This is a genomic window from Mucilaginibacter pedocola, from assembly GCF_002013915.1.
GTDB lineage: Bacteria > Bacteroidota > Bacteroidia > Sphingobacteriales > Sphingobacteriaceae > Mucilaginibacter > Mucilaginibacter pedocola.
The window spans coordinates 234,288-260,362 of record NZ_MBTF01000037.1 but is presented as its reverse complement, the minus strand read 5'-3'; the positions used below and the strand labels follow the sequence as shown (position 1 = coordinate 260,362).

Here is a 26,075-nt window from a genome sequence, read left to right as displayed (position 1 = left end):
TTATCAAGTGTTGGTAGCACCCGAACCTCAATTCAGCCTCAACTTCAAATCACCGGAATATCCATCATTATACTCATTTAGTAAAAATAACTAAATAAAATATTCCATTTATATATGCCCGAAAAAAGGTATTTTGGCTGGGGCATTTATCTCAACTAATCACATCTCTTTTAACCATGTTTAATCCTAAAAAACTTTTAAAAGCATTGCCTGCTTTTTTACTAATAACAGCAAGCGGTACCGCCTCGTATGCACAATCGGCTAAAAAGCCCGAGGATAACCGTTTTACCAAAGTTGTGCTGGCACAAGGCGTGCAAGAGCCTATGCAATTCCAGATCATGAAAGACGGACGCGTTATTTATGCCGAACGCAAAGGCAAAATAAAATTATACACCCCCGCTACCAACAAGATAACCGTTATTGGCGATTTTGCCGTGAGCACCAAATACGTAAATAAGAAAGGCGAAGTAAGCGAGGGCGAAGACGGTATGCAAGGCATTATTTTAGACCCTGATTATGATACCAACCACTGGATATATATTTACTACGCTCCCGTAGGCGATGTTGCCAAAAACACGCTGGAACGCTACACCTGGCTGGGCAAAGAGATTTTGCTGAACACCAAAAAAACTATACTTGATGTACCCACCCAGCGCGAAGAGTGCTGCCACGTAGGGGGCGGTATGCTGTTCGACAAAGATAAGAACCTGTACCTGAGCACGGGCGACAACACCTTCTCGCGCGCCAGCGATGGTTTCACTCCGTTGGATGAGCGCCCGGGCATGTCGCCGGAAGATTCGCAAAAATCATCGGGTAATACAAACGACCTGCGTGGTAAGATACTGCGCATACACCCGCAAGCCGATGGTAGCTATACCATACCTGCAGGCAACCTGTTCGCGCCGGGTACGCCCAAAACCAAGCCCGAAATTTATACCATGGGTAACCGTAACCCATGGCGTTTAACTATTGATAGCAAAACTGGCTGGCTTTACTGGGGCGAGGTTGGCCCCGATGGCTCGCAGGATAATATGGAGAAACGCGGCCCGCAATCGTACGATGAGTTTAACCAGGCCAAAAAGCCGGGCAACTACGGCTGGCCATATTTTGTTGGCGATAACAAAGCTTATCGTAAATATGATTTCGCCACCAAGCAATCGGGCGATTTCTTTAACGCTGCGCATCCCGAAAACCATTCACCAAACAATACCGGAAACATCGAACTGCCACCCGCTACGCCTGCCTTTATTTGGTATGCAAAAGGCGTGAGCAAAGAGTTCCCGCTGATGGAGACTGGTGGTAACAGTGCCGTGGGTGGCCCCATTTTCCGTAAAGAGGATTTTAAAAATGCCAAACGCCCCTTCCCCGATTATTATGAAGGCAAATGGCTGATAACCGATTGGGTACGCGGCTGGATAAATGTGGTAGATATAGACGACGACGGCAATTACAAATCGATGGAGCGCTTTTTGCCCGAGTTGCACCTGCGTGGACCCATTGATATGAAGTTTGGCCCCGAAGGCGACCTGTATGTATTGGAATATGGTAACGGCTATTTCAACAATAACCCCGAAGCTGAACTGATCCGCATAGAATATAACGGCGGTAACCGTAAGCCACAGGTACAGGCATCGGCCAGCAAAACTGCCGGCGCTACCCCGCTTAAGGTCGACCTATCATCGGCAGGTACCAAAGATTTTGACGATGACGACATTCTCTCTTACCAATGGACGATAACAAAAGGCGGCAAGCCATTTAAAACTACCAAAGAAGAAAACCCAAGCTTAACCTTTACCTCGCCCGGCGTGTATAAGGCAACCCTTACCGTTACCGATTTAAAGGGTGCTAAAAACAGTACTTCGGTTACCGTGAAAGCAGGTAACGAGCCGCCTGTTGTTGCCGTTACGCTTACTAAGGGCAACAGTAGCTTTTTCTTCCCCGGCAATACTGTTGCTTATAAGGTTAGTGTAACAGACAAGGAAGACGGCAGCCTGGCCAATAAACGTATTTCGCCATCGCTGGTATCGGTAAGTGCTAACTATCTTTCGGAAGGGTATAACATGACGGCCATTGCCCAAAAGCAGCAGGGTGTTGATGCTACGGCCAAATACGCCGCCGGCATAGCGCTGATAGCCAAAAGCGATTGCAGAGCATGCCACGCGGTAAACAAAAAAGTGCTTGGCCCATCGTTCATCGAGGTTGCAAAAAAATATAAGAACGATGCATCGGCAGTGGCCAACCTGGGCAAGAAAATTAAAAACGGTGGCTCGGGCACCTGGGGCCATGCCGAGATGCCCGCCCACCCTGCTTTAACCAATAACGAGCTGGGCAGCATTGTACGCTATATTTTAAGTACAGCAACGCCGCAAAAAGTGCAAAAAACAATGCCGGTAAGCGGTAGTTACGTTACAACGGTACCAAAAGGCGATAACGATAACGGCAGCTTTATTTTCCGCGCAGCTTATACCGATAAGGGCACCCCATCTGCTGCTGCCATAAGCGGCGAGAATATCTTAGTATTGCGCGGACCGGTGCTGGATGTATCGCAGGCGAGCGCCGCAAGCGACATGAACTTTAACCGCGACAGCACCATCGCCGTTGTTAAAAAGGCAGGCGCCTACTTCAAGTTCGCTCAAACCGACCTTACTGACATCAAAAACATCGAACTAAAGCTATCTAAACGCAGCAGCGGCACCGATGCACCGGGTACTATAGAACTACACTCGGGCGCACCTGACGGTAAGTTATTGGGTAGCTTCTCGGGCAGTTTTATAGGGCTTGATAATGTGAAAGTACCGGTAACTACTCCGCAAGGTAAAGACGACCTTTATTTAGTATTCACCGGCACACCGGCAAGGGTTGCGGGGATAAAGTTTAGTAATCAATAGCGATTAAAAAACTGCTATTGTGAACAGCCGGGAGTTAAAACTTTCGGCTTTTCTTTTTTGCACATGGCTACGAGTTAAACCCAAATGAAATTTTTCAAACGTATGCCGATGCTGTTAATCAACTCCGCACAACTCGAGTCCATACAAATCCCTATCTTGCTCTTGTCAAAAAGAACACTCTTTACGCATGAACTTCCTCAAAAACCTTTTCAACAAAAAAGATAAACCGATAAAAACCTACCACGAATTTTGGGAATGGTTTGTAGCTAACGAGCGCAAGTTTTTTGCAGCGGTTCAAAAACGCGATGCCATAGAGGCAGAGTTCTTTAACGCGCTATCAGCCAAACTGGGCGAATTACGTAGTGGCTACTTTTACCTTGCAGGCATGCCATCCGAAGATTTGGTTGACCTTACATTTACCGCTGATGGCAACATCAAAAACATGGTGTTTGTGGAAGAATTGGTAAACGCCGCTCCCCGGATAGAAGGCTGGGAGTTTACCGCGCTAAAACCTCCCATTGATGATATTGGCGGTATGTACATATCAATGGGCGGCGAAAAGTTCTCGTCGGAGAATATTTTCTTTTATGCTGATGACGATGCCGACTGCCCCGATGAGATAAATATTAAAGTGGTGCACGCCGACATGGACGAGAACAATAAAGACACAATCATTAACGGCACATACATCTTCCTGGATAATTTTTTAGGCGAATTGCGCTTTGCCACCACAGTAGATAACCTTACTGTTATAGGCAAGGTCGATGCAGAGCAGGAGTTGGTGCCGATAGAAAAGCTGAAGACCTTTCTTATTTGGCGCGAAAAGGAATTTATTGAGAAGTACGAGGGCGTAAGGCACGATACTGAGCAGGATACGTATTCGGCATTGGAGGCTACTTTGGAGAACGGTAATCCGCTGGTGGCCATAATCAATACCGATCTGCTTAGGTGGGACGCCCGTGCATCGCACCCTTGGGTTGCCGCTATGGAGATAAAATACAACGGGCAAAACAATAACGGCATGCCCGATAACCCTACTTACCAGCTGCTTAACCAGATTGAAGAAGGGATAATGGCAGAATTGAAAGACATTGATGGCTACCTGAACATTGGCCGCCAAACCGCCGACAACAGCCGCGAAGTTTACTTTGCCTGTAAAGATTTCCGCAAGCCATCGAAAGTGCTTGATGCCGTTGTACAGCAATATGCCGGCAAACTGGCCATCAGCTTCGATATTTACAAGGATAAGTACTGGCAAACGTTCAACCGCTTTATGCCTTAAGCTTGTTAGCGAAATGTAAAAGCCCGTATGTTTTATGGCATGCGAGCTTTTAATTTTAAAGTGTCAGAACTTTGGTTCACTTAAATTTCAGTGAGCAATATCATATTGCTTTCCAATTCACCCCACATGCTAAACCTTAGGCCCTGGTTCATTAATTCGTCGCCGGTAAGCACCTGCCCGTCGTAATCTTGCAGGCGGGTATAGTTGGTTTTGTTTAGTTCGGTAATCTTATACTTCGCGCCGGGTTTTAAACCTTTCAGGCGTACTACTTGATCGTTCCCGTAAGGATTGCGCTTCATCAGGTAATTAAAAACAATTGCACGCTGCCCGTTCTCGCTTACATACATTTGCGATACCCTATCGGAGTTATAGGGCGAAAGCAGGCGGTAAAGGTCGCCCTGTAATATAACATCGCGGATGCCCTTGTAGGTTTCAATCGCCTTTTGAGCAAATGCCTTTTCATCGGCATTCATGTGCGATGGCAGCATATCCATCCCCAGCTTGCCCGCTATGGCCACATCAAACCTGAATTTCAATGATGATGACTGGTTGGTTACATGCGCCGCCATACCTACCGACGGGAAGAAGTAAGAAAGCCCCCATTGTATACGCACCCTATCCACCGGGTTGGTATTATCGCTCGGCCAATACTCGTTAAAGTAGCGCATGCTGCCATAATCCATCCGCCCTCCCCCACTGGCGCAGAGCATCAGCGCCACATCGGGAAATTTAGCCTTAAACTTTTTCATGATATCAAGCAAAGCATTCGAGTAATCGATATAAAGGTTTGCCTGCCTATCTTTCGGTAGATAAGAAGAACCGGCGTTGCTTAGGTACCGGTTACAATCCCACTTTAGGTAACTGATGCCTTTATTATCGGTAACCAATTTCTCCAGCAATGTGCTTATATAGTCCTGCACCTTCGGATTGGTAAGGTCCAGTATCATTTGATTGCGTTGCAGATCTAAAGCCCTGTTCGGTGCGGTCAACACCCAATCGGGATGCTTCTCGTATAATTCGCTTTTGGGGTTTACCATTTCGGGCTCTACCCATAGGCCAAACTTCATGTTGTTATCGCGGCATTGTTGCGCCAAAAACTCCAGTCCGTGGGGTAGTTTGGCTTTGTTCACCTGCCAATCGCCGAGCCCGGCCTGGTCGGTATTGCGGGGGTATTTATTACCGAACCATCCATCGTCTAACAAAAACAGTTCGTAGCCCATGGCACCGGCCTCCTTAATAATACTGCTCAGCTTTTCCTCATTAAAATCAAAAGTGGTGGCCTCCCAATTGTTAAACAAAACCTCCCGTTTACCCGTACCATCGGCAATGCCGTATTGCCGCGCCCAGTGGTGAAACCTGCGGGTTACCTCGCCGGCACCATTCGTACTAAAAGTATAAAGCAACGATGGCAACGTGAGTTTTTTGCCTGCGGCAAGCACATAGGCCGAAGCATAGGGGTTTATCCCTGCCGATACCTGCAGGCTCTTCCGGTCATCAACATTAAAGGCGAACTGCCAGTTGCCTGGCCATGCCAGCGCCCCGCCAATAACGGTGCCTTTATCTTCATCGAGGCGCTCGTCCAGGCTCAGCAGAAACTCGGGGCTGGAGTGCTGGCTTGTGCGCACACCAAGTTTCGAATCTACTACCTTGGTGCCTGCCAGCAATTCGTCTTCGTTTAAGTTATATTCGTTGGTCCAGTTGCCGGTGTAGGTGGTAGCGTAATAATGCTCGTTCTTAAAAGCAAGGCTTGCCGATGCAGCCTCATGCAGCGTTATAGCGCCTTTTTCAGCATTACTTACCTCTACCCACTGCTCAATTATATTTTCCTGTTTATAGGTTTTGTAGCAAATGCTAACGTTCAGCGGGTAAAAGCTATCGCGCAGCCTGACGGTTGTAAGGGTAGAGTTGTCGTTCAGCTTTACAGAGTCCAGCCCCGCAAAAACAAGCTCGGTAGTGGCATTGCCATCGTTATGGGTTATACGCAGTGCGCTGTATTCTACATTCACCCCAAAGTTTGGGTAAGCATCAGTTGATGTTTTAAAGGCAGCGGTGCCATTTACGTTTATGTTTTTACCGTAATAATATTGCTTTAGTTTTTGGCCATCTACACCAAGCAGCAGCAAATTATCCTTAGTTGCAATTTTAATGAGCTTTGGGCTTTGGCCGAATGCGTGGCAGACAACTGAGGTTATTAATAATGAGCAGAAAATTACTCTAAGGTAGCAAGCTGGTGATATCATATCAGGTTGATGGTGTTATTGGCCTGTAAACTTAAGCCTAACCATCAACCTAAAAAATGGACTTATTAGTAACTAACGATGGATTATTATACGATTGTTTTAAAACGAAACGCCCAATTGCAGGCCCGTGCCTATTGAAGAGGGCAAACCATTGCCGAACCTAACGGGAATAGGCACCGAAACAAACATGGCGGCATCTTTACCCTTAATGAGCCTTTGGTTAAATACAGGCGTAAAACCAAAGCGCCCGTTGGTTTCAAAAGCCATACGGCCTATAAAGGTGAAGCCTTGCTTAAACCGAAACATGGCACCGGGATGGAACAGCACACTGTTTACCTTAGTGATATTTTTCTCGCTGCGGATGTTGGGTGCTACCTCAAAGCTAACCCCAAAACTATCGCTTTTGAGCAAGTTTAGCCCGAAGGGAAAGCCAATACTATACCCGCCCGAAAAACTGCTGCTAAAGCCGTTGCTGTTCCAATTGCCAACGGGCTGCACTACGCTAAAATACCCCGTTACTTTTGGATAAGCAGGCGGGGGTTGCGCGCTGCCCGATTCGGCGAACACAATGATGGCCGCAATGATCAGTAAAATAACATAGATCAGTTTTTCTCTATTCTCTTTTCCAAGGTTTTTGCTTTGATCTGCCACAGCGTTAATATTATTGGGGCAATAATACCGGCTACTAAAACCCTAAAATTGTACGCTGTTAACCTTTTGTACTCTTTTTACTTTTAAGCGCATTTTTTCGATATGCCAACGGTGTTTCGCCGGTTTGTTGTTTAAAGATGCGGTTGAAGTGGCTTTGGTCCGAAAAGCCGGTGAGGTACGCTATCTCGGTAAGCGGATAGGCGGTGGTTGTTATCAGTTCCTTCGCTCTATCTATACGCAGTTTGCGCACATACTCGCCGAACGACATATTATCAAAGTACTTAGAAAACTCCCGCGACAGGTACGAGGGGTTTATCTCCAACTCGGTAGAAACCTCCTGCAGGCTAAACTGCATAGTGGTATCCAACTGGTCCTGTATCAGGTTTTTTAGTTCTGTAGCCCATTCGGGTGCCTTTTTAGCCTTGCTCTCTTTCAGGAATTTATGGTAAACATCGCGCAGCAAAAATTCCGCTGGAGTTTGCACATGCTTATCACGATAAAGGTGTTTGGCCCAGGTGTAAAGCCCGTCGTATACGGTCATGCCCAGCGCAAGCAGTTCGTGGTCGTCGACAATATTATGCGATAACCCAAGGAAAAGCGCCGATAGCCCGGCTGACTGTGGTGCAAAATCGTGCCTGTCGGTATCGGCTCCGCGCACTATAGCGGCAATACGCTGCAGAGCGGGTTCTTTCAGGTTATGTTTTTTCAGGAAGTAGTCAAAGGTACATTGGTCATCATAGTGGCTATATTCTATCCCCGGCAGGTCGAATGGGATGGCGCCTATTTCCGCAGCACGGGCTATAACTTCGTCTGCGGGCACGTATATAATTTCGGCATCGGGGTCAATAAACCGTTTAATAAGCCATGGGCATGCAATGCGGTCTATTTTGGGGCGGCTGCGGGTTATCCACTTGGTTGTTTCCACGCTATAAATATAACAAGCAACATTGGGCCGCAAAAGCGATCAGGCCGTTTTAATCGGCGGCTCGGGCGGCGTTTTATCTCCTTTAGGCTTATTCTCCGCTGCAGGCTTTTCGGCTTCTTTTTCCTTGTCCAGTTCGCGGTAAGCCTCGGGGATCCATTCGGGGCGTATTTTAGGCGGCTTATTCATATATATTGTTATTTATCAAATTTAATTACCGGTATTATAAAAACAGACAGTTTACTCAATATCAAATAATAAAACTACCTGTTGTGATATTAAATAATATTACATTAACTTAGCTATCAGCAAATTATATCACTAACCCTTAAAGCTTTACCGTTATGCCAAACCATCTGTCAGTATTAGGGATCATCCACACCGCAATAAGTATTATAGCCTTATTTTTTGGCTTTTATGCCTCTTTCAGGTTCGGTAAAATAACGCCCCTTAAAGGTGCAGGCAAATGGTATACCATTACTACCATACTTACCTGCATTACCGGGCTGCCTATCATGAAAACGGGGCATTTCACCGGAGCGCACGGCTTAGCCATTATGATATTAATTTTGATACCTATTGCTATTTACGCCAAATCGGTAAAGTTATTTGGGCCAATTACCAAATATGTAGAAACGGTAGTAATGTCCGGCACCTTATTTTTCTCAATGATCCCCGCCGTTGTAGAAACCTTAACCCGCCTGCCCATATCATCCCCCATTGCAAAAAGCCCCGATTCAGATATTATTAAATCGTGCCTGGTTATACTTATAGTAGGCTTTGTTACAAGTGTTACCTTCCAGGTACGTAAGATCACCGATGCAGGCGAGGCTATAGAGGCAGTTAAGTAGGAGCTTAGCCCCCATTACCTGTTCCAGATGCCTGTTGCTTTATTAGCCATAATAAGGCTGCATTGCGTGGTAATAAATATATTGGTAATAAGCATTACAATAATATTGGCCAGCACGGTACCCTCCACACCGGCCCATTTTATCAGGAATACAGACAGGGGTATATTAACAATACCCGTTGCAATAACCAGTATTAGTTGTACCCGCAGCTTGCCAACGCCATTAAGCAGGTAGGCATGTATCACCATCCAGGCTTGCAGTATGGTGTAAACCGCCATACTTGCCGATAACAGGAAAGGCACATCGGTATCCTTACCTATCCAAAGCTTGTATACCACACCCGAGCATATTAGCATTACCGCTGCTACGCCTACAGCAGCCAACCAAAACTTGCGAAGCTTTTTTACGGAGCCGCGTATCCAGGCAAAATCGTGCCGGGCGTAGGCATCGGTAAAGGCGCTCCAGTAAGGTGTAATGATGATATAGAAAGCTATACTAATGATAGAGAAATACTTAAAGGCTATATTAAAGGTAGTAACATCCTGCGGCCCCAATATGCGGGTAATAACTACGTTATCGGTTTCGTAAAGCACCAGCGCGCCTATTTGTATAAAAAAGAAAGCGCTGCTTACCGTCATCAGGCTTTTGGCGTTTTTGAAGTAAACATCTTTAAACCGGGGTACAAGTTTTTTTAAACTCGTAGCAAACAGGTAAATATTGGCAATAAGCAACACCAGCACCGGTGCACCCGAGGCTATCAGCACCAGCAAATACAAATTGCCTTTGGTAAATAACGATAGCACCCATATAAGCACGTAAGTTAATGCCTGCCCAAGCAATGCAATAAGCGATGCTTTAAACGGCTGTTGGGTAGCATTTAAAATGCTGTTTACCGGCTGCAAAACAAATTGGATACAGAAAGATGCCAGCGTTACAACCAACACGGGCCAAAGATTGTACTGCACGGTTGGCGGCACACGCAGCAGCCAGTTCCAGTTAAAAAACAAGCCGACCGTATAAAACACTACAAACACCCCGGCAGCTATGCAGCACAGTAAAGCATAAGTGGTGCTAACATCGCGGTGTACAGCATCATCATCGCCAATGGCCAGCGCATGAGCCAATTTATTACGCAGGCCATTGCTAAGCCCTATGTCGAAAGTGTTTATCCAGGCCACTAACGACGCTATGGTTACCCAAAGCCCGTATTGCACATCGTTTAAATAATGAATAGTGAGCGGCAGCAGCATAAAACCTATAAGCACGCTTAGCCCCCGTATTAAAAAAGTATAAATAATATTCTTTTTAACCTGCTTGCTGCGTTGAGTGCCGCCGGCCCAAAATGCCTGTAGTTTGGTTTTAATGAGAGAGAGCATTTGGTATCAGTTATGCTTTATAGGGGTTAAAATAAAACTGCAGTATGGGGGCACTCTGCAAATTTATACAAAGCGATTGCATTGTGGCAATTATAAGGGACTTACTTAACGCTCAATATATCGCGCGGCAATATCGTCGAATCTATTTTAGCATTCAGCTGGTTGGTTTCCCAGCCCTGCACTTTGCCGCAGTTGCCATTGTTCCAGCTATGGTTGGGTTGTCCGTTTGCTTTGGTAAAGTTTACGCGGTTACCGCTTATGGTATTTAGTTCGCAGCCCAGTTTGCTTTGGTTCCATATATACAGCCCCACGTTGGTAAAAGGCTGCTGTTTGCCGTAAATGCTATTATTGATAATGGTGATATGATTACCGCCTGCAATGGCCATACCATATTGGCCGGGGTTTACCAATATATTGTCTTTAGCAATAATATAAGCGCCGCCATTGTCGCCCAGCATAATGCCACCACCAATAGTGCTGGGGCCACCGCCGCGTATGCGGTTACCAATAACTTCTATAGGGCTAACGGCCGTACCGCTACTTTTAAAAACATTAATAGCATCCTCGGGCGCGCTTTGCCCGGGCAGGTTTTCGCCGCTGTTATGGTTTATTTTATTACCTGCACCGGTAACTTCGTCAAACTGCACAAACTGCCCGCGCGGAAATGGCCCCTGTATATTTTTAAAGCGGTTGTGGCTAACGTTTACCTGCTTGCACTCTACGGCATAAACGCCCGAGGCCAGGTTTTCAAAGTAGCAATCAACCACCTTTACATTGCGGCTGCTTAGTATAATAACGCCATTTTTTTTTGAGGCTCTAAAGCGGCAGTTTTTGACGGTAATGTTGCGGCAGTTGTTCAGTTCAATACAATCAAGCGTATCGCCGGCTATATCAAGCCCGCTTATCACTTTATCGTGCTGGCCAACAAGCTTCAGCGGCTTTGAAGGGGTATAGCCTGTTTGTGTTTTACCCTGCCTGCAGGCTGCCAAGCCACCCGACAGGCAAAATATTATAGATAAAAACAGTATAGGCCTTAAATACATAATGGCTTTTTGCATTAGGGTAAGGTAGCTATAAAACCCGGAATGTAAAAACAGACGTTAAATTAGGGAGATTATTAGGGATAGTGACAGGCCGTTTGGGGGAACGAGCCTTTGTTTTAAAATACCTCTACGGGTTGCCGCGTTTAGTCGGCCATTTGTTTTTGCCCGTTAAAAACCAAGCGAAGTTTTTCTCTGAAAACCACATAAATAAATACAGGCCCGTATAACAGGTAACGGCGCCATAAATGGTTTGGCTCGTGCAAAAGGCGGATGAACCACTCCAGGCCAAGGTTTATCCAAAACTTGCTCGGGCGTTTTACAGTTTCGGCATAAAAATCAAAAACAGCACCTATCGAACATATAATTTGGGCGTTCAGCTTATGCTTGTGTTCAAAAACCCATTTCTCTTGTTTAGGGGCTGTCATGCCCACAAAAAGCGCATCAGGGTTAAACTTGTTAATACTCTCAATCATGGCAGCATTATCGGCATCGTTAAATTTGGCTTTAAACGGCGGCGAGTAAGTATCTACCTCAATATTGGGGTACTCTATAGCAAGGCGTTTTTTAATACCCAACAAGGTTTCTTCAGATGAGCCTAAATAAAATACCCTGCCTCCTGTTTTACTTATCTGTTTAAGCAGATAGGTATGCATATCGGCCCCGGCAATCTTTTTTATTTTTTCCCGCTTCAAAATTTTAGCTGCCCCAACAATTCCTATCCCATCAGGTATCAGCAAATCCGATTCAATGAGCGCCCGTTTATAAAAAGCGTCTTTCTCGGCAATAATGTAGCAATACTGGTTTAGGGTATTAATTACGCACTGGGTACCGTAGTTAATGTCAAATTCATCTAAGCTTGAGGTAAAAATTGAATAGTCGAATAATTTTAAAGTTTGGTATTTATCCATTTTGCTTTAAAAAGTAAAAAAACTTATGCGCGCTGAAGTATACATACCTCTCTTAATAACATATCTGCTAAACATAGAAAAAATGTTCTACATATTGCCAATTAAATTATACAAATGCAGGCCGGGTAGGCTTGCTCGCCCGGCAAATAAAAATAATGCATAAATAATTAGGCATACATTAAATTTAGCGGACAACACGGGGGTTAAAATTATGAATTTTATAACAAAAATAAATTTCCATTTTAAAATTGATATCCGCCAAACCCAATAAACTCAGGAACAAAGATTTACAATATTATGTATTTATAGCCTAAGTATTGCAACAAATTAGTATAAAAATGTAATACTTACGCCACAACCTACCCGCAGGCCATAAATTTAACTGTTGCCATGGGTTTGTTGTATATACGTTAACCAATTTACCATGGTTTTAGGGTCGTAATGGTCCGTAAGCCCGCCTTTGGAATCAATATCCGGGTGCAACATTACTTCCACCGTCCCCTTAACGCCTTGTTCCCCGCCCCTGCCCAAAAAATATTCAACCGTGTGGAAATGCTCCGTATAGGCGAGATTGCCCGCAGCAAACCTGCTGTTGATATAAAGCCTGTACCAATATTTAAGGAAACTTCCTTCGCGATAGGTTTGTGCCAGCCTTATTTTGAGTTTGTATTGTTTAGCAACTGCTAAAAAAAGCGCGTACATACCTGGCAACGTATGCAGATGGTAGTGCGAATCGATGTGCGTTAGCTGCACACCTGAGGCAAGCGCTTTATTTACCTGTGCGCTTATTTCGGCAAGCAGCGCCGCTTTTTGGCTGCTGCTGTAAAAATTAGAGGCTCTGCCGGTTTTCTGCAGGTCCCACTCGCCGGCGCTGTTTAAAAACTCCCTGCCTACGTTTGTTAGAGGCAACCCTTCGGCCATATTAATATGTGCGCCAATATTTTTTATAAATACATTATCATGCGCCATTTGCACCGCCTCGGCAAAGCCGGGCATATTGCTCATAAGCGATGTACTATTAATATACCCGTTTTCGAAACATTGCAATATGGCTTTATTAACCGATGGCCTTATTCCAAAATCGTCGGCATTGGCCAAAATATTACCCGCAAGAAGCATGTGTTTTTATGTTTTAGTATAAAAAATCCAAGACGGCTCAAAATTCGTTTAAAATTAAAAATTCATAACCATATACATGAATATACTATAATTTATGCAAAAATTATCTTTTAAAATTCATCTTTTCATATTTTTTATTATTTTCGCAAGAATTAAAATCAACAGCATAACAAGATTATGTGCAAAAAAAGAGCGTTAGTTTTAATACGAAAGTATTTGTACTTTTCAACTTTAAAACACACCCGTTCTTTTAACTACCCCCCTAAAGTTGCCCATACTAACGTATTTGATTTGCTATTTTATAATAAAAACGTAATTCACGCTACCTGCCTTATGATTCTTATTTCCCGCTACGGTTCAAACCTTTTGTTAACTTATTAAATATGAAATTGAAACACCTATTAACGTATTGTACACTCGTATTAATTGTAATTAGCTTTTCATGTACCCCGTACAAAAACATTCCTTATTTTCAGGACCTGAGACGCGACACCATCACAACTGAAGATATTACCAACTTCACCCCGGTTACCATACAACCCGGCGACCAGTTGGGCTTACACGTTACCAGCCTGAACTACGAGGCTAACTCAATTTTCAATTATAACTTAGAAAGGCAAATGGGCGGCGGTAACCTCGACCGTTCTGAACAAAACGCCGTTATAGGCTACTTTGTTGACCCTGAAGGCAACATTAAACTACCGTTGATAGGTTTGGTAAAAGCACAAGGCCTCACCACCAGCCAACTTGCCCGCATACTGGAAGAAAAAATGCTGCCTTACCTGAGCAAACCAAACGTAAATATACGCTACCAAAACTTCAAGGTATCGGTACTGGGTGATGTACGTAGCCCCAACACCTTTACCATCATGAACGAAAGGACCACCATATCAGAAGTTTTAAGCTTAGCAGGCGACTTAAACATAACCGGTATACGCAACGTAATGCTTGTGCGCGAACTTGACGGCAAACGCCAGTACATCCCGCTTGACCTTACCTCTAAAAACATATTCAGTTCGCCATATTACTACGTAAAGAAAAACGATGTTATTTACGTTCAGCCGAACGAACAAAGAGCAGCAAATGATGGCTCTACCTTCCAGCGAGCAAGTTTAGTAATTTCAGTTTTATCAATTATTGCTGTCCTTTTAACCAGATAATTAATTCGTATGAGCAAGCAAAATACTCAGATCACCACCTTTACGCTACCTTCAGAAAGCTCCACGGGCAGCGGCGGGGCAAACCTTGTAAAGAAATACACTTTCCACTGGCCATTATTTGTGCTATCGGTTATATTGTTTTTCGTTTTGGCTTTCTTTTACCTAAAAGTTACCAAACCTACCTACCCTATATATGCTACCATACAATTTAAAGGGCCAACCAGCTCTGATGGTACTGTAATTAATAAATCGGGCCAGGATGCAACTTTAGACCCTATAAGCACACCTGTTATTGTTGAAAACGAAATAGAGGTGATGCAGTCTAAAAAAATTATGTACAAGGTTGTTACTGACCTGCAGCTTTGGGTTAATTATACCCTAACCAGCGGCGATGAAAAACAAGACCTTTACAAAAAGAGCCCGGTAAAATTCAGGTATATTAAAGCAGGCGCCTCTTTGGGTACAGGCGTTAACCTGGAAATAACTATAAAAGACAATAATACCTACACGCTTACCGACGACGAAAACGGCGACAAAGATTACAAATTTGGCGCTCCTGTGCGTACTGACGATCTTGGCACCTGGACATTGGATAAAACCAGCGAGATTGCCAACTATAAAGACGCTGTTATTGCTATTAAAGTGGGCGACCCCGACCAGGTAACCGACGACCTGCAAAGCAAAATTAAAGTAGAATTGGAGAACAAAGATGCTCCTTTTGTAAACCTGAGTACATCAGACCTGGTTCCGGAACGCGGTAAAGACATCCTGAACTCGCTGATGGCGCAGTATAAAGATGATGCCATGAACTCTAAAAACAAGGATGCTCAAAAAGCTATCGACTTTATAAATGTAAGGCTCGACTCGCTTGACCGCGACCTTGATATAGACGAAACTGCAATCCAAAACTTCAAAAGCAGCGAGGCCATGACAGATATTGCTTCGCAAAGCCAGGGTTTTAGGGATATTAGCCAGGCCAATATTAAAGCCAATAACGAGGCAGATATACAGCTAAACATTTTGGAGGACCTGGAAAGAACCATGAATAACCCCAAAAATGCAGATGCCCTACCGCCAACCAGCGCGCACCTTGAAGACCCAAGCCTGATGGATTTGTACGAAAAGCTTGCTGTAGTACAAATGAAAAAGCAGGAGATGTTGTCTACATTGCCACCAACCAGCCCCCTGTTCGACCCGGTAAATGATCAATTGGCCGGGCTGAAGAAAGACTTCCGCGATAAAATAACTGCCCTTAAAGCTTCGCAATACGCAATTAAAGCACAAACAGCAAAATTCCAGGCGGGTATACAGGCAGGTTTAAAGAAAATCCCTCAACAGGATAAAGCTTACACCGCAATGAAGCGTAAGCAGGAAAGTAAGGAAAAAATTTACACTTTCCTGTTAGAGAAACGCGAGTCGATTTCGTTAAGATATGCCTCTACGGTATCTGATTCGGAAATTGTGGATGATGCGCATGCCGCCAAAGCTAAATGGCCAAAACCGGCTATCGTATATGTAATTGCCTTACTATTTGGCCTTGCCGCACCGGTTGGCTTGTTATATGCCCGCGAAGGCCTTAACGAACGCATCAGCACCCGTAAACAAATTGAAGATGCGGTTAAAGTACCTATCCTCGGCGAGCTTTCGTACCAGGAAGATACTACCCCTATTGTGGTTACCCAGGGCCGCGGCAAGTTTGCAATTGGCGAGCAATTCCGCGTGTTGCGTACCAACTTATCGCACCTGCATGGTAATAGCGATAAGGGCCGCGTAACATTGTTTACATCAAGTATTGGTAGCGAGGGTAAGAGTTTCGTTAGCTCTAACCTTGCTGTAACGCTTGCATACGCAGGCAGGAAAACCATCATCCTGGAGATGGACTTGCGTAAGCCAAAAATTTCGGGTGTGTTTGGCCTATCGCCGGAGCACCGCGGTATTAGCGATTACCTGGTAGAAACACACACCGACCTGAGCAAACTGATACAGCCATCGGGCATACCGGGCCTTGATGTATTAGGTTGCGGCCCTATACAGCCAAACCCATCAGAGTTGCTTGAGAAAGATGTGCTTGATAAACTGATAAACACACTTAGGGAAACCTATGACGACGTGTTGATCGACTCGCCGCCAATTCACCTCGTAACAGATTCATACATTATTGCACGTACAGCACACGCGGTTGTTTACATGATACGCCAGGGCCATACGCTTAAAGATGAGCTTGAATTTATTAACGATGTTGATAACGCACAAAGGTTCCCTAAATATACCTTGGTATTTAACGGTATTAAACGCGATACATTCAACTACGGTTATGGTTATACCAACAGCTACTACAGCTCTTACAATACCTACACCGATAAAGAAAAAGAAACCCTGGGTTCTAAATTCAGGACTTTCTTAAGAAGATTCTAATATGATTAAGCCCTTTATGGGGCCAGTATTACCAAATTGATACGGCAGGCTGTATCAATTTGGTAATTTTAAAATTTCGGGCCAATAAACTTTGTTACCTTTCAACCAAAGTTTGTTGAGCTTAAAACAGGTTTAGCGTAATATTTAACACAATGGCCAAAAAAATTACTAAAATTTGCTGTATTGGTGCAGGCTACGTTGGTGGGCCCACAATGGCAGTTATTGCACAAAAGTGCCCCGGTATACAAGTTACCGTTGTTGATTTGAACCAGGCGCGTATTGCTGCCTGGAACGACCCCGATACCGAAAATATCCCCGTATACGAACCCGGGCTTTCTGCCGTAGTAGCCGAAGCGCGCGGCCGCAACTTGTTTTTCTCTACCAATGTAGACGAAGCAATTGCCGAAGCCGAAATGATATTTATATCGGTAAATACCCCTACCAAAACCTACGGTACCGGTAAAGGTATGGCTGCCGACTTAAAGTACATTGAGCTTTGCGCACGCCAGATAGCACGTGTATCAAAAACAGATAAAATAATTGTCGAAAAATCTACCCTGCCTGTACGTACCGCCGAGGCTGTAAAAAGCATCCTGCAAAACACGGGTAACAACGTACAATTCCAGATACTATCAAACCCCGAGTTTTTGGCAGAAGGTACAGCAGTGGAAGACCTTCATGCGCCCGACAGGATATTGATAGGTGGCGACCCTACCGAAGAAGGCCAGGAAGCATTGCAAGCCTTAGTTGATGTTTATGCAAATTGGGTACCGCGCGAAAAGATACTTACCACCAACCTATGGTCATCGGAGTTATCAAAACTTACGGCCAATGCGTTTTTAGCGCAAAGGGTATCATCTATCAACGCCCTATCAGAACTGTGCGAGCACACCGGTGCCGATGTATTTGAGGTAGCCCGCTCTATTGGTACCGATAGCCGCATAGGCCCTAAATTCCTGAACGCTTCAGTTGGTTTTGGCGGTTCATGCTTCCAAAAAGATATACTTAACCTGGTTTACATAGCACGCTCATATGGCCTGCAGCAAGTTGCCGATTACTGGGAACAGGTGATCATCATGAACGATCACCAAAAGCGCCGCTTCGGTACTAAAATAGTACGTACGCTATACAATACCGTATCGGGCAAAAAAATTGCCTTTTTGGGTTGGGCATTTAAAAAAGATACTAACGATACCCGCGAATCGGCCGCTATATACGTGGCAGACGATTTGCTGAACGAGCAAGCTAACATAGCGGTATACGACCCTAAAGTAACTGCCGACCAAATACAAGGCGATTTGAATTACCTGCACAGCCGCAGCGAAGCCGAAAATTCTGCACTTGTAACAGCAGTTACCGACCCTTACGAATGCTGCAAAGGCGCGCACGCAATTGCTATTATGACAGAGTGGGACGAGTTTAAAACTTACGATTGGGAGCGCATTTACGCTAACATGACCAAACCCGCATTTTTGTTTGACGGCCGCAACGTTGTTGACCGTAAAAAACTATCAGACATTGGCTTTAAAGTTTACTCGATAGGTAAATAATTGAAGAAATGATAGTTTACCCGAAACTTCACGTTTATGCCGCCGCGCATGAACGTGAAGTTTACACCAGGCTGCTCATAAGCCGGTATTTGACATTTAAAAATCCCAAAGCATTTGCCCTGAAACCTTTTTGTAACGGGTAATCACTTTAATATAAAAGAAAGATAGATGTCAGGTAAAAAAACATTTATTGGAAGGCTGAAAACCTTTATCAGGATATGGAAAAACTCTGTTAAGTGGTTTATGCTAAACACAGTAATTTCCCATTTCCCATCACATACTGTCAGGATATTTTACCTGCGCTTATCGGGCGCCAAAATAGGCAAGCACGTTGCCATGTATGGCGGTAACGAATACCGTAATCCAAAAGGCTTAACGGTTGGTACAGGCTCGGCATTGGGCCACCGCGCCATATTAGATGCCAGGCGCGGCCTCACAATAGGCAAAAGCGTTTGCTTTGGCACCGAGGTAATGATATGGAGCCTGCATCATGATTACAACGACACTAACTTTAAAGTAGTAGGCGACTCGGTTGTGATAGGCGACTATGTTTGGCTGGGATCGCGCTGTATTATATTACCCGGAGTGAAAATTGGCGACGGTGCTGTTATTGCAGCCGGCGCTATTGTTACCAAAGATGTACCCGCCTATACTGTGGCGGCCGGGGTACCTGCAAAAGTGGTATCGAAACGAGAAGAAAAAGATTATGACTATGCCCCCGGTTATAGCCGGATGCATATGGTTTAATATATTATTATACACCCATGAAAATTAAAATTGGTATTGTTTGGGCCGACCCTTATAACAAAAACCTTGGTGTTGGCGCGCTGGCCTTATCATCACTTGCCCTTATTAACGATGTTGTTAAAAGCAAAGGGCTTGATGCCGAGTACAGCTTTATTTGCTTCACAAAATATAAAAAAGACAAACTGGTTTTAAGAGACAAGGAGATAGAATTTACCACTTTCCCGGTGCTGGATTATATGAAGCCAAAATCTATCGCCCAGTTAATACTACTCCCCTCGCGTTATAAAACCGGCAAGCTTTTAGGTTTAGATTATGTGTTTGACATATCGGCAGGCGATAGCTTCTCTGACATATACGGCCCCAAAAGGTTTTACCTGATGCTTAATACCAAACGCTTTTTTGCTAAGCTGGGTAAAAAACAAGTGCTTTTGCCGCAAACTATTGGCCCTTTTAAAGACCCGGTTTACGAGAAACAGGCCTTCGATGTAATGAAAACCACGGAGATGGTTATCAGCCGCGATGAGCAAAGCTATAAGTACTCTGCAAAGTTTTTACCGAAAGAGAAGATAGCAGAAACTATGGATGTGGCCTTCTACATGCCCTTCGAGAAAACCAGCTTCAATAACGGCAAAATAAACGTAGGCATAAACGTATCGGGCCTGTTGTGGAACGGTGGCTACACCCGCAACAACCAGTTTGAAATGAAAACTGATTACCGCAAACTAATTACCGATACGCTTACCTTCTTTTCGGCAATGGATAATGTGCAAATACACATCGTATCGCACGTAATACCCGAGAACAACCCCGTTGAAGATGATTACACAGCGGCAGAAGATATTAAGGCCAACCACTTCCCTAACGTGGTAATAGCGCCAAGGTTTAGCAGCCCTATAGAAGCTAAAGGCTACATAAGCGGCATGCAATTTTTTACCGGCGCACGCATGCATGCTTGTATAGGCGCATTCTCATCGTTGGTACCGGTATTTTTAATGGCCTATAGCCGCAAGTTTAATGGCTTGTTTAAAGATACCCTGCAATACCCCTGGATGGGCGATTGCGTGAACGAGAGCGAAGATGTGGTGTTTGCCAAATTGAAAGATGCTTTCAGCAATATTGACAAAATGGCTGCCGACATAAAACACTCTATGGATACCATTGCCAAGCCAAGGCTGGATGAGTTGAAGCAGATATTAGGTAACGTTATTAAATAAATTATTGTGGGCAACAAAACCATTGATAAAATTTACCAGGACGGGCTTTGCCTGGGTTGCGGCTTTTGCGAAGGCATTTGCGGAAAAAGCACCGTTGCCATGGAGCTGCAAAGCAACGGCTTTTTGCGCCCCGTGGTAAAAGCCCCGGTAAAAAAAGAAGATGAAGCTACGATAAAAGAAATTTGCCCCGGGTTAAATATTAAAAACGACCTGTTATTTGATGATAACCAACGCATTTGGGGCAAGGTAGAGAAACTTTACCAGGGCTTTTCTACAGATTCCGAAACGCGCCAAAAGGGCTCATCGGGCGGTATGGTAAGCGGCATAGCCATTTACATGCTGCAAAACAAACTGGTTGATGCCGTACTGCAGGTTGGCGGCGATGCCAACGATTACGAACGCAATAGCCTCCGTATATCGCGCACCCGCGAAGACGTATTGGCCTGCGCATCGTCAAGGTATGCCCCTGCCCTCATATTCAACAAAATTTTGGATATTTTAAATGGCTCCGAAGATGTGTTTTGCTTTATTGGCAAACCCTGCGACATATCGGGCCTGAAGAACTTTTTGGCTAAGTATCCGCAATATAAACACCGCTTTAAGTTAACCATATCCATCATGTGTGCGGGTATGCCATCATTTGAGGGCACCAAAGCCATTATAGATGAGTTTAAGGCCGAAACGCCTGTAAAAGACCTTGTTTACCGCGGCAACGGCTGGCCCGGCTATTTCTCGTTTATCGATAAAACGCAGAAAAAATTCCAGATGACCTATAACGACTCGTGGGGCAAAAGGCTTGGCAGGCACGTACACCTGCGCTGCAAACTTTGCCCGGATGGTATTGGCCTGCAAGCCGATATTGCCATTGGCGATGCCTGGGAAACAGCCGATGGCTACCCCGATTTTACCGAACGCGAAGGCAATAGCCTGATAATAGCCCGCACCACCGCCGCTACGGATATTTTAACGCAACTTGAAAGCACCGGAAGTGCCGTTTATAACGATTTGAAAGAGCAGACGATTGCTGTTATGCAACCGTTTCAGTTTCGCAGGAGGCAAAAAGTTGGTGTACGCACCATGGCCTTCACGCTGGTGAAAAGGCGCCGGTTAAACTATCAAAACCTTGGCCTGTTGGTAAACACCCGTAAGCTGCCCCTACGCACAATAGCCGGCGAGTTTTGGGGAATGTTTAAGCGATTGATTAAGTAAGCTAACTATGAACGAACTTTTATATAAACTATATTTCCTGCTACCGCGCAAGTTCAGAAAGAGTATTACAAAACTGATACTGAAACGCGAAGGCGGGCAAATGTATTCTCCTACCATAAGGCGTATATACAAAAAACAATACCGCATAACTATTGGCTACGGTACCTATGGTGGTTGTTTCAATGCGGCCAATGTACCTGCCGATGTAAGCTTTGGCAATTATTGCTCTATAGCGCAAACAATCAAAATTTTTAGGGCCAACCACCCTAAAGGCACTTTTACATCGCACCCGCTACTATACAATCCGGCGGCTGGCCACGTAAAAACTTACCTTTTACCAAAACCACCGCTTGAGGTTGGCCACGATGTGTGGATAGGCGAAGGCACTACCATACTGCCAAACGTAAGCACTATTGGCAACGGGGCTATGATAGGCGCTGCAAGTGTGGTAACAAAAAATGTGGAGCCCTATACCATTGTAGCAGGCAACCCGGCTAAAAAAATAGGCGTGCGTTTTGATGCCGAAACAATTGCCGAATTAGAAAAAACGCAATGGTGGTTACTAAGCAAAACAGCCTTGATAGAGAAAATAGACGAGCTAAATAAAATTACCAAAGGAAGCATACCCACCAAATGAGCAAATCGGCATTTTCTTCTGTTTTTTCTGGTTCTGTTTGGGGTATTATAGCTAAAGGGTTTGATTCTGCCGCCAAATTTATTACCATCCCCATGTTGGTACACTATTTTGGCAAAAGCGATTATGGGTTAATAGCGCTGGCATTTTCGCTGAACACCTATTTGCGTTTGATGGATCTGGGCATGAACGTTGGCTCTATACGCTTTTTTTCGATGTGGGTAAGCCGTGGCGAAGACGAAAAGATCTCTAAGGTATCACGTTCCAGCATTGTTTTTTATGGCGTAATTGGCTTGGTAAATGCCGCTGTTTTTCTGCTGATGTCTGTTTACGCGGGTAAATTCTTCAATTTAACCCCGGCGCAGTTGCCTATTTATAAATGGATAATGTACATCCTGGCGGTGAGTACCGTTCTCAACTGGCTATCTAACGTGGTAAACCAGTTGTTGAGCGCCCAGGGCCTGCAAGGTTCGTTGAGCCAGTCTACCATTGTAGCCAGTATTTTCAACTTCGCAACGGCCGTTGCAGCAGTTACGCTACACTTATCGTTACCGGTATACTTTGTAATGTATACCCTATCAACCCTTATAGTAATACCCATGAACGTTTATAAGCTTAAAGTTTATAAAACACCACTATGGAAGTTAATTTCCCCTAAATGGAACGGCAAAGCCTTTAAGGAAATATTAGGGTACAGTATGGCCATATTTGCGATAGGCATTTTTCAGCAATCGGCAGATAGCTTACGGCCAATTTTGTTGGGTAAATACAGTACAAAAGGCATTGCAGTACTTACCGACTACCGCATTATACAAACCATCACCATGATTGTTATTGCCTTCGGAACAGTATTTATGCAAGTACTCATTCCTTCGGCCGCCAAAATACTCGCCGAAAACGACCAGGTGAAGCTTAAAAAAATGGTGCACGAAGGCACCAAATACATTAGCTTATTTCTATCATTGGTGGTATTTGGCATAATAACCAATGCCCAAAACCTGCTGCTGCTATATATGGGGCCAGATTATACCTCCCTAAGCATTTGGCTTATTATATGGCTGCTTACCGTACTTATAGCTATGCATAACGCACCTGTAGCCAGTTTGGCGTTATCAAGCGGTAATACTAAACCATTGGTTTACATGTCGGCCGTTAGTTGTTTTTTATCGTTGCCTATCACCGTTATTTTGGCGGGTAAATACAACGTGGGCGCAGCGGTTATGGGCTACTTTGCTTACATTGCTATGCAGGTTGTGTTTTATTACAGCTACTATGTACCACGCGTGCTGAAACTAAGCAGCGGGCAAATATTTATGCAGTCGTTTTTTCCGCCGTTTATGGCAGGGCTTATAGCTTGTAGTGTAACGTATTACCTAAGTTCGTTTATTCATTTTAAACAGCATTTTCTAACTTTAGGCACTTCTTCGGTGATGTTCTTTTTACTGTTTGCGGGTTTAACATTTATCTTCATCATTAAAAAGGCCGAAATTGCACAGTTGAAACAAAAACTTATAAAAAAATAAAGCGCCATGGCTAAAATTTTATTCCTACTTATAGCTTCAGGCTTGTGCTACCAGATATTCCGGCTTAAGGGCGTAAAAAAACTACCATGGTTTTTCTTTGGTATCCTGTTTTTTCCGGGTAGTATGCAGCTTATACCAACACCTGCAACCAGCTTTCCGCGGTTAATTATATATGCTTTAATTGCCGCCACTGTAGTACAGGAAAAAGCCTGGTTTGCCGAGTTCAAAAAATTCCCGGTAAAAATAGCCCTTATCATAATGGCTATAGCATTGCTGATAATTGGTATTGCCGATGACCGCTTAGAACCTTACCTGCGTGTTTACAGGCCGTTTATATACTTTGTTGATAGCTTCTTTGTAATTTTTCTTACCTATGTGTACATAAAAACCGAAAAAGACCTGGTGTATGTGTTTAACATCATCATTGTATTTTTCTTTGTAATGGCATTATACGGTATATCTAATTACCTTACCCGTACGGTTGAATACTCTGCCTTCATTAGCGATACCTACGGTGTTGTCGACTCCGGAAACCTTAACACCTCTTCCGGGCGAGACCGTTTCCGTATATCCTCGTTTACCGTAAATCCGATTTATTACGGCTTTTTGGTTACGCTGGTTATGATGCTTATTGTATTCATGTTCAACTCTATTGATAAGCTAAAGCATAAGGTGTTTTACGGTATCACCTTTGTGCTGCTGCTCATTAACCTTATATTGGTAAACTCGCGCACGCCGCTTATCTCTTTTGTTTTTGGTGCAGGGCTTTATGGTTTGTTCGCCATAAAATTCAAACATAAGTTTTTAATTATTATCGGATGTACGGTGATACTTGCAGCCGGCTATACTTTGCTGCCTAAGTCTTTCAAAATTATTGACAAGGCCATTGCTATATTCACCCAGGAGAGCGATAAGAACCAGGATGGCGGTAGCAGTATAGAAATGCGCCAAACGCAGCTTAGGGCTTCGTTAAGGTTTTTTGATAAAAGCCCGGTTTACGGGCACGGCCTTAAGTACATTGATGAAAAGTTGATGGAAAAAGATGTTAAGAAAATGGCCCGAAGCGAGTTGAAAGGTTTTGAAAGTTACTCTTTTGCCTTGCTAATTGAAGAAGGCTCAATAGGCATTATTGCTAATGCAATATTCTTTATTAGTTGTTGCTTGTGGATGGCATTACGTTATAAATATGCAACCCCCTTAGGCAAACAGTATATTATGTTCGGGTTGGCATTATACGCAGCATTCCTGCTCTTCATTTTTGCAACCGGGGCTTTGGGTACCTTCTTGTTCTGCATGTCTGTAATGGGTATGATATTTAAAGCTATTGAACTGGAAGATAGCAGAAATACCAGGATTGGGGTTATCGTACAACAAGTCCCGTCGAGATAGTAACGTATGAAATCTAACCTTGCCATAGTAATACCTGCATATAAGGCCGATTTTTTTAGGGCAACATTGCAGTCGTTGGCCAACCAAACCTGTACCGATTTTACGGTATACATAGGCGACGATAACAGCCCCTATAACTTAACGGCCATTGTTGACGAGTTTAGGGCCGGGCTAAACATAGTTTATCAAAAATTTGATAAAAACATGGGCGGTACCAACCTGGTAGGGCAATGGAACCGCTGCATGGATATGGCCGGCGACGAAGAGTGGATATGGTTTTTCTCTGACGATGACACCATGACTGAAAATTGTGTAGAGCAATTCTACGCAGCCGCAGCCCAATTTCCCGAGAAAAAAATATTTCATTTTGATGTTAACATTATAAACGAACAGGGCGATGTGATAAACCGTACCCGCCCCTTCCCCGAAACTATTGACGTTGTTAACTTTCATTTGGGAAGATGGAAATCGCAACTGAACACCTATGTGGTAGAATATATTTTTTCGAAAGAGTTTTTCGATAAAAATGGTGGCTTCCAGGAATTTGATTATGCCTGGCATACCGATGAGGCTACATGGACAAAACTTGGGCACCCAGCAGGTATAACCACTATTAAAAACGCATTTGTAAACTGGCGCAAAAGCGGCGTAAACATTACGCCCAACAACGCCGATGCAACTATAGTAAATGGCAAGCTTCGGGCTGATATGAATTACGCCGAATGGGTTTCTGCATTTTATAAGCAGCACGGGTTAAGCTTCACGTTCGATCATAAGTTCTACCTCGCTAAACGCTTTGTTAACCATTTGGCAGTATCTAAACGCGCACTGCCGCCAATGCAATGGCTAACATACCTCAGGCATCAATTAAAAACGCTGAAGATTGGCCATTTGCTTGCTTTTTTTTATGTGTACTACATTTTTAGGTTGGCAAAAGTTAAATAAAATGCCATT

General features: G+C 44.2%; 21 protein-coding genes. 13 read left to right on the top strand and 8 right to left on the bottom strand.

Going from position 1 to position 26,075, the window contains the following annotated elements:
- Window positions 1-176: 176 nt before the first annotated feature.
- Window positions 177-2,888 carry a PQQ-dependent sugar dehydrogenase gene (locus BC343_RS27310; protein WP_078350982.1) on the top strand — a complete coding sequence of 904 codons (2,712 nt, stop codon included), beginning with the start codon at window positions 177-179 and terminating at the stop codon, window positions 2,886-2,888.
- Between the two features lie 187 nt (window positions 2,889-3,075).
- Complete coding sequence (locus tag BC343_RS27305) at window positions 3,076-4,170, top strand: DUF695 domain-containing protein (protein ID WP_078350981.1); 1,095 nt, start codon at window positions 3,076-3,078, stop codon at window positions 4,168-4,170.
- An 80-nt stretch (window positions 4,171-4,250) separates the two neighbouring features.
- On the opposite strand, the gene BC343_RS27300 is transcribed toward BC343_RS27305, so the two are convergent.
- From BC343_RS27300 to BC343_RS31160, 4 genes are all read right to left on the bottom strand, one after another.
- Window positions 4,251-6,410, bottom strand: a complete 2,160-nt coding sequence (locus tag BC343_RS27300; RefSeq protein ID WP_078350980.1) for an alpha-galactosidase — start codon at window positions 6,408-6,410, stop codon at window positions 4,251-4,253.
- A 99-nt stretch (window positions 6,411-6,509) separates the two neighbouring features.
- Window positions 6,510-7,061, bottom strand: a complete 552-nt coding sequence (locus BC343_RS27295) for a hypothetical protein (protein WP_078350979.1) — start codon at window positions 7,059-7,061, stop codon at window positions 6,510-6,512.
- Between the two features lie 58 nt (window positions 7,062-7,119).
- Window positions 7,120-7,986 (bottom strand): chromate resistance protein ChrB domain-containing protein, encoded by an 867-nt coding sequence (locus BC343_RS27290; protein WP_078350978.1) that lies wholly within the window; start codon window positions 7,984-7,986, stop codon window positions 7,120-7,122.
- A gap of 39 nt (window positions 7,987-8,025) precedes the next feature.
- Entirely contained in the window at window positions 8,026-8,172 is a 147-nt protein-coding gene (locus tag BC343_RS31160; RefSeq protein WP_156088780.1) for a hypothetical protein, read from the bottom strand.
- Between the two features lie 155 nt (window positions 8,173-8,327).
- On the opposite strand from BC343_RS31160, the gene BC343_RS27285 reads away from it, so the two are divergent.
- The gene (locus BC343_RS27285; protein ID WP_078350977.1) at window positions 8,328-8,834 is read left to right on the top strand and encodes a hypothetical protein; all 507 of its coding nucleotides are present in this window, start codon (window positions 8,328-8,330) and stop codon (window positions 8,832-8,834) included.
- A gap of 14 nt (window positions 8,835-8,848) precedes the next feature.
- On the opposite strand, the gene BC343_RS27280 is transcribed toward BC343_RS27285, so the two are convergent.
- From BC343_RS27280 to BC343_RS27265, 4 genes are all read right to left on the bottom strand, one after another.
- On the bottom strand, window positions 8,849-10,210 hold the full coding sequence (locus BC343_RS27280) for a lipopolysaccharide biosynthesis protein (protein ID WP_078350976.1): 1,362 nt from the start codon (window positions 10,208-10,210) through the stop codon (window positions 8,849-8,851).
- A 101-nt stretch (window positions 10,211-10,311) separates the two neighbouring features.
- Window positions 10,312-11,268: a right-handed parallel beta-helix repeat-containing protein gene (locus BC343_RS27275; protein ID WP_078350975.1), complete on the bottom strand. Its 957-nt coding sequence runs from the start codon at window positions 11,266-11,268 to the stop codon at window positions 10,312-10,314.
- 128 nt (window positions 11,269-11,396) lie between these two features.
- Window positions 11,397-12,161 (bottom strand): WecB/TagA/CpsF family glycosyltransferase, encoded by a 765-nt coding sequence (locus BC343_RS27270; protein WP_078350974.1) that lies wholly within the window; start codon window positions 12,159-12,161, stop codon window positions 11,397-11,399.
- 378 nt (window positions 12,162-12,539) lie between these two features.
- Window positions 12,540-13,280, bottom strand: a complete 741-nt coding sequence (locus tag BC343_RS27265) for a carbohydrate deacetylase (RefSeq protein WP_078350973.1) — start codon at window positions 13,278-13,280, stop codon at window positions 12,540-12,542.
- Window positions 13,281-13,669: 389 nt separating this feature from the next.
- On the opposite strand from BC343_RS27265, the gene BC343_RS27260 reads away from it, so the two are divergent.
- The 10 genes from BC343_RS27260 (at window position 13,670) to BC343_RS27215 (ending at window position 26,066) form a co-directional block, all read left to right on the top strand.
- Window positions 13,670-14,440, top strand: coding sequence for a polysaccharide biosynthesis/export family protein (locus tag BC343_RS27260; protein WP_238381883.1), 771 nt, complete (start codon window positions 13,670-13,672; stop codon window positions 14,438-14,440).
- A 9-nt stretch (window positions 14,441-14,449) separates the two neighbouring features.
- Window positions 14,450-16,855 (top strand): GumC family protein, encoded by a 2,406-nt coding sequence (locus tag BC343_RS27255; RefSeq protein WP_078350971.1) that lies wholly within the window; start codon window positions 14,450-14,452, stop codon window positions 16,853-16,855.
- 152 nt (window positions 16,856-17,007) lie between these two features.
- Window positions 17,008-18,405 carry a UDP-glucose 6-dehydrogenase gene (locus BC343_RS27250; protein ID WP_078350970.1) on the top strand — a complete coding sequence of 466 codons (1,398 nt, stop codon included), beginning with the start codon at window positions 17,008-17,010 and terminating at the stop codon, window positions 18,403-18,405.
- A 243-nt stretch (window positions 18,406-18,648) separates the two neighbouring features.
- On the top strand, window positions 18,649-19,152 hold the full coding sequence (locus BC343_RS31900; RefSeq protein WP_078351098.1) for an acyltransferase: 504 nt from the start codon (window positions 18,649-18,651) through the stop codon (window positions 19,150-19,152).
- 17 nt (window positions 19,153-19,169) lie between these two features.
- Complete coding sequence (locus BC343_RS27240) at window positions 19,170-20,366, top strand: polysaccharide pyruvyl transferase family protein (protein WP_078350969.1); 1,197 nt, start codon at window positions 19,170-19,172, stop codon at window positions 20,364-20,366.
- Window positions 20,367-20,372: 6 nt separating this feature from the next.
- A complete protein-coding gene (locus BC343_RS27235) occupies window positions 20,373-21,575 on the top strand; it encodes a Coenzyme F420 hydrogenase/dehydrogenase, beta subunit C-terminal domain (RefSeq protein ID WP_078350968.1) in 1,203 nt (400 codons plus the stop codon).
- 7 nt (window positions 21,576-21,582) lie between these two features.
- Entirely contained in the window at window positions 21,583-22,212 is a 630-nt protein-coding gene (locus tag BC343_RS31895) for a CatB-related O-acetyltransferase (RefSeq protein WP_078350967.1), read from the top strand.
- Window positions 22,209-23,732, top strand: a complete 1,524-nt coding sequence (locus BC343_RS27225) for an MATE family efflux transporter (RefSeq protein WP_078350966.1) — start codon at window positions 22,209-22,211, stop codon at window positions 23,730-23,732. Before BC343_RS31895 ends, BC343_RS27225 begins: the two co-directional genes overlap by 4 nt.
- A gap of 6 nt (window positions 23,733-23,738) precedes the next feature.
- Window positions 23,739-25,121, top strand: coding sequence for an O-antigen ligase family protein (locus BC343_RS27220; protein WP_078350965.1), 1,383 nt, complete (start codon window positions 23,739-23,741; stop codon window positions 25,119-25,121).
- Window positions 25,122-25,127: 6 nt separating this feature from the next.
- Window positions 25,128-26,066, top strand: a complete 939-nt coding sequence (locus BC343_RS27215; protein ID WP_078350964.1) for a glycosyltransferase family 2 protein — start codon at window positions 25,128-25,130, stop codon at window positions 26,064-26,066.
- Window positions 26,067-26,075: the final 9 nt, after the last annotated feature.

Excerpts from the sequence above, each read along its gene's own strand:
- BC343_RS27220 (WP_078350965.1), top strand. The coding sequence starts at position 23,739 with ATGGCTAAAATTTTATTCCTACTTATAGCTTCAGGCTTGTGCTACCAG.
- BC343_RS31900 (WP_078351098.1), top strand. The coding sequence starts at position 18,649 with ATGCTAAACACAGTAATTTCCCATTTCCCATCACATACTGTCAGGATA.
- BC343_RS27300 (WP_078350980.1), bottom strand. The coding sequence starts at position 6,410 with ATGATATCACCAGCTTGCTACCTTAGAGTAATTTTCTGCTCATTATTA.
- BC343_RS27225 (WP_078350966.1), top strand. The coding sequence starts at position 22,209 with ATGAGCAAATCGGCATTTTCTTCTGTTTTTTCTGGTTCTGTTTGGGGT.
- BC343_RS31160 (WP_156088780.1), bottom strand. The coding sequence starts at position 8,172 with ATGAATAAGCCGCCTAAAATACGCCCCGAATGGATCCCCGAGGCTTAC.
- BC343_RS27285 (WP_078350977.1), top strand. The coding sequence starts at position 8,328 with ATGCCAAACCATCTGTCAGTATTAGGGATCATCCACACCGCAATAAGT.
- BC343_RS27265 (WP_078350973.1), bottom strand. The coding sequence starts at position 13,280 with ATGCTTCTTGCGGGTAATATTTTGGCCAATGCCGACGATTTTGGAATA.
- BC343_RS27240 (WP_078350969.1), top strand. The coding sequence starts at position 19,170 with ATGAAAATTAAAATTGGTATTGTTTGGGCCGACCCTTATAACAAAAAC.
- BC343_RS27250 (WP_078350970.1), top strand. The coding sequence starts at position 17,008 with ATGGCCAAAAAAATTACTAAAATTTGCTGTATTGGTGCAGGCTACGTT.
- BC343_RS27280 (WP_078350976.1), bottom strand. The coding sequence starts at position 10,210 with ATGCTCTCTCTCATTAAAACCAAACTACAGGCATTTTGGGCCGGCGGC.
- BC343_RS27275 (WP_078350975.1), bottom strand. The coding sequence starts at position 11,268 with ATGCAAAAAGCCATTATGTATTTAAGGCCTATACTGTTTTTATCTATA.
- BC343_RS31895 (WP_078350967.1), top strand. The coding sequence starts at position 21,583 with ATGAACGAACTTTTATATAAACTATATTTCCTGCTACCGCGCAAGTTC.
- BC343_RS27270 (WP_078350974.1), bottom strand. The coding sequence starts at position 12,161 with ATGGATAAATACCAAACTTTAAAATTATTCGACTATTCAATTTTTACC.
- BC343_RS27255 (WP_078350971.1), top strand. The coding sequence starts at position 14,450 with ATGAGCAAGCAAAATACTCAGATCACCACCTTTACGCTACCTTCAGAA.
- BC343_RS27215 (WP_078350964.1), top strand. The coding sequence starts at position 25,128 with ATGAAATCTAACCTTGCCATAGTAATACCTGCATATAAGGCCGATTTT.
- BC343_RS27305 (WP_078350981.1), top strand. The coding sequence starts at position 3,076 with ATGAACTTCCTCAAAAACCTTTTCAACAAAAAAGATAAACCGATAAAA.
- BC343_RS27310 (WP_078350982.1), top strand. The coding sequence starts at position 177 with ATGTTTAATCCTAAAAAACTTTTAAAAGCATTGCCTGCTTTTTTACTA.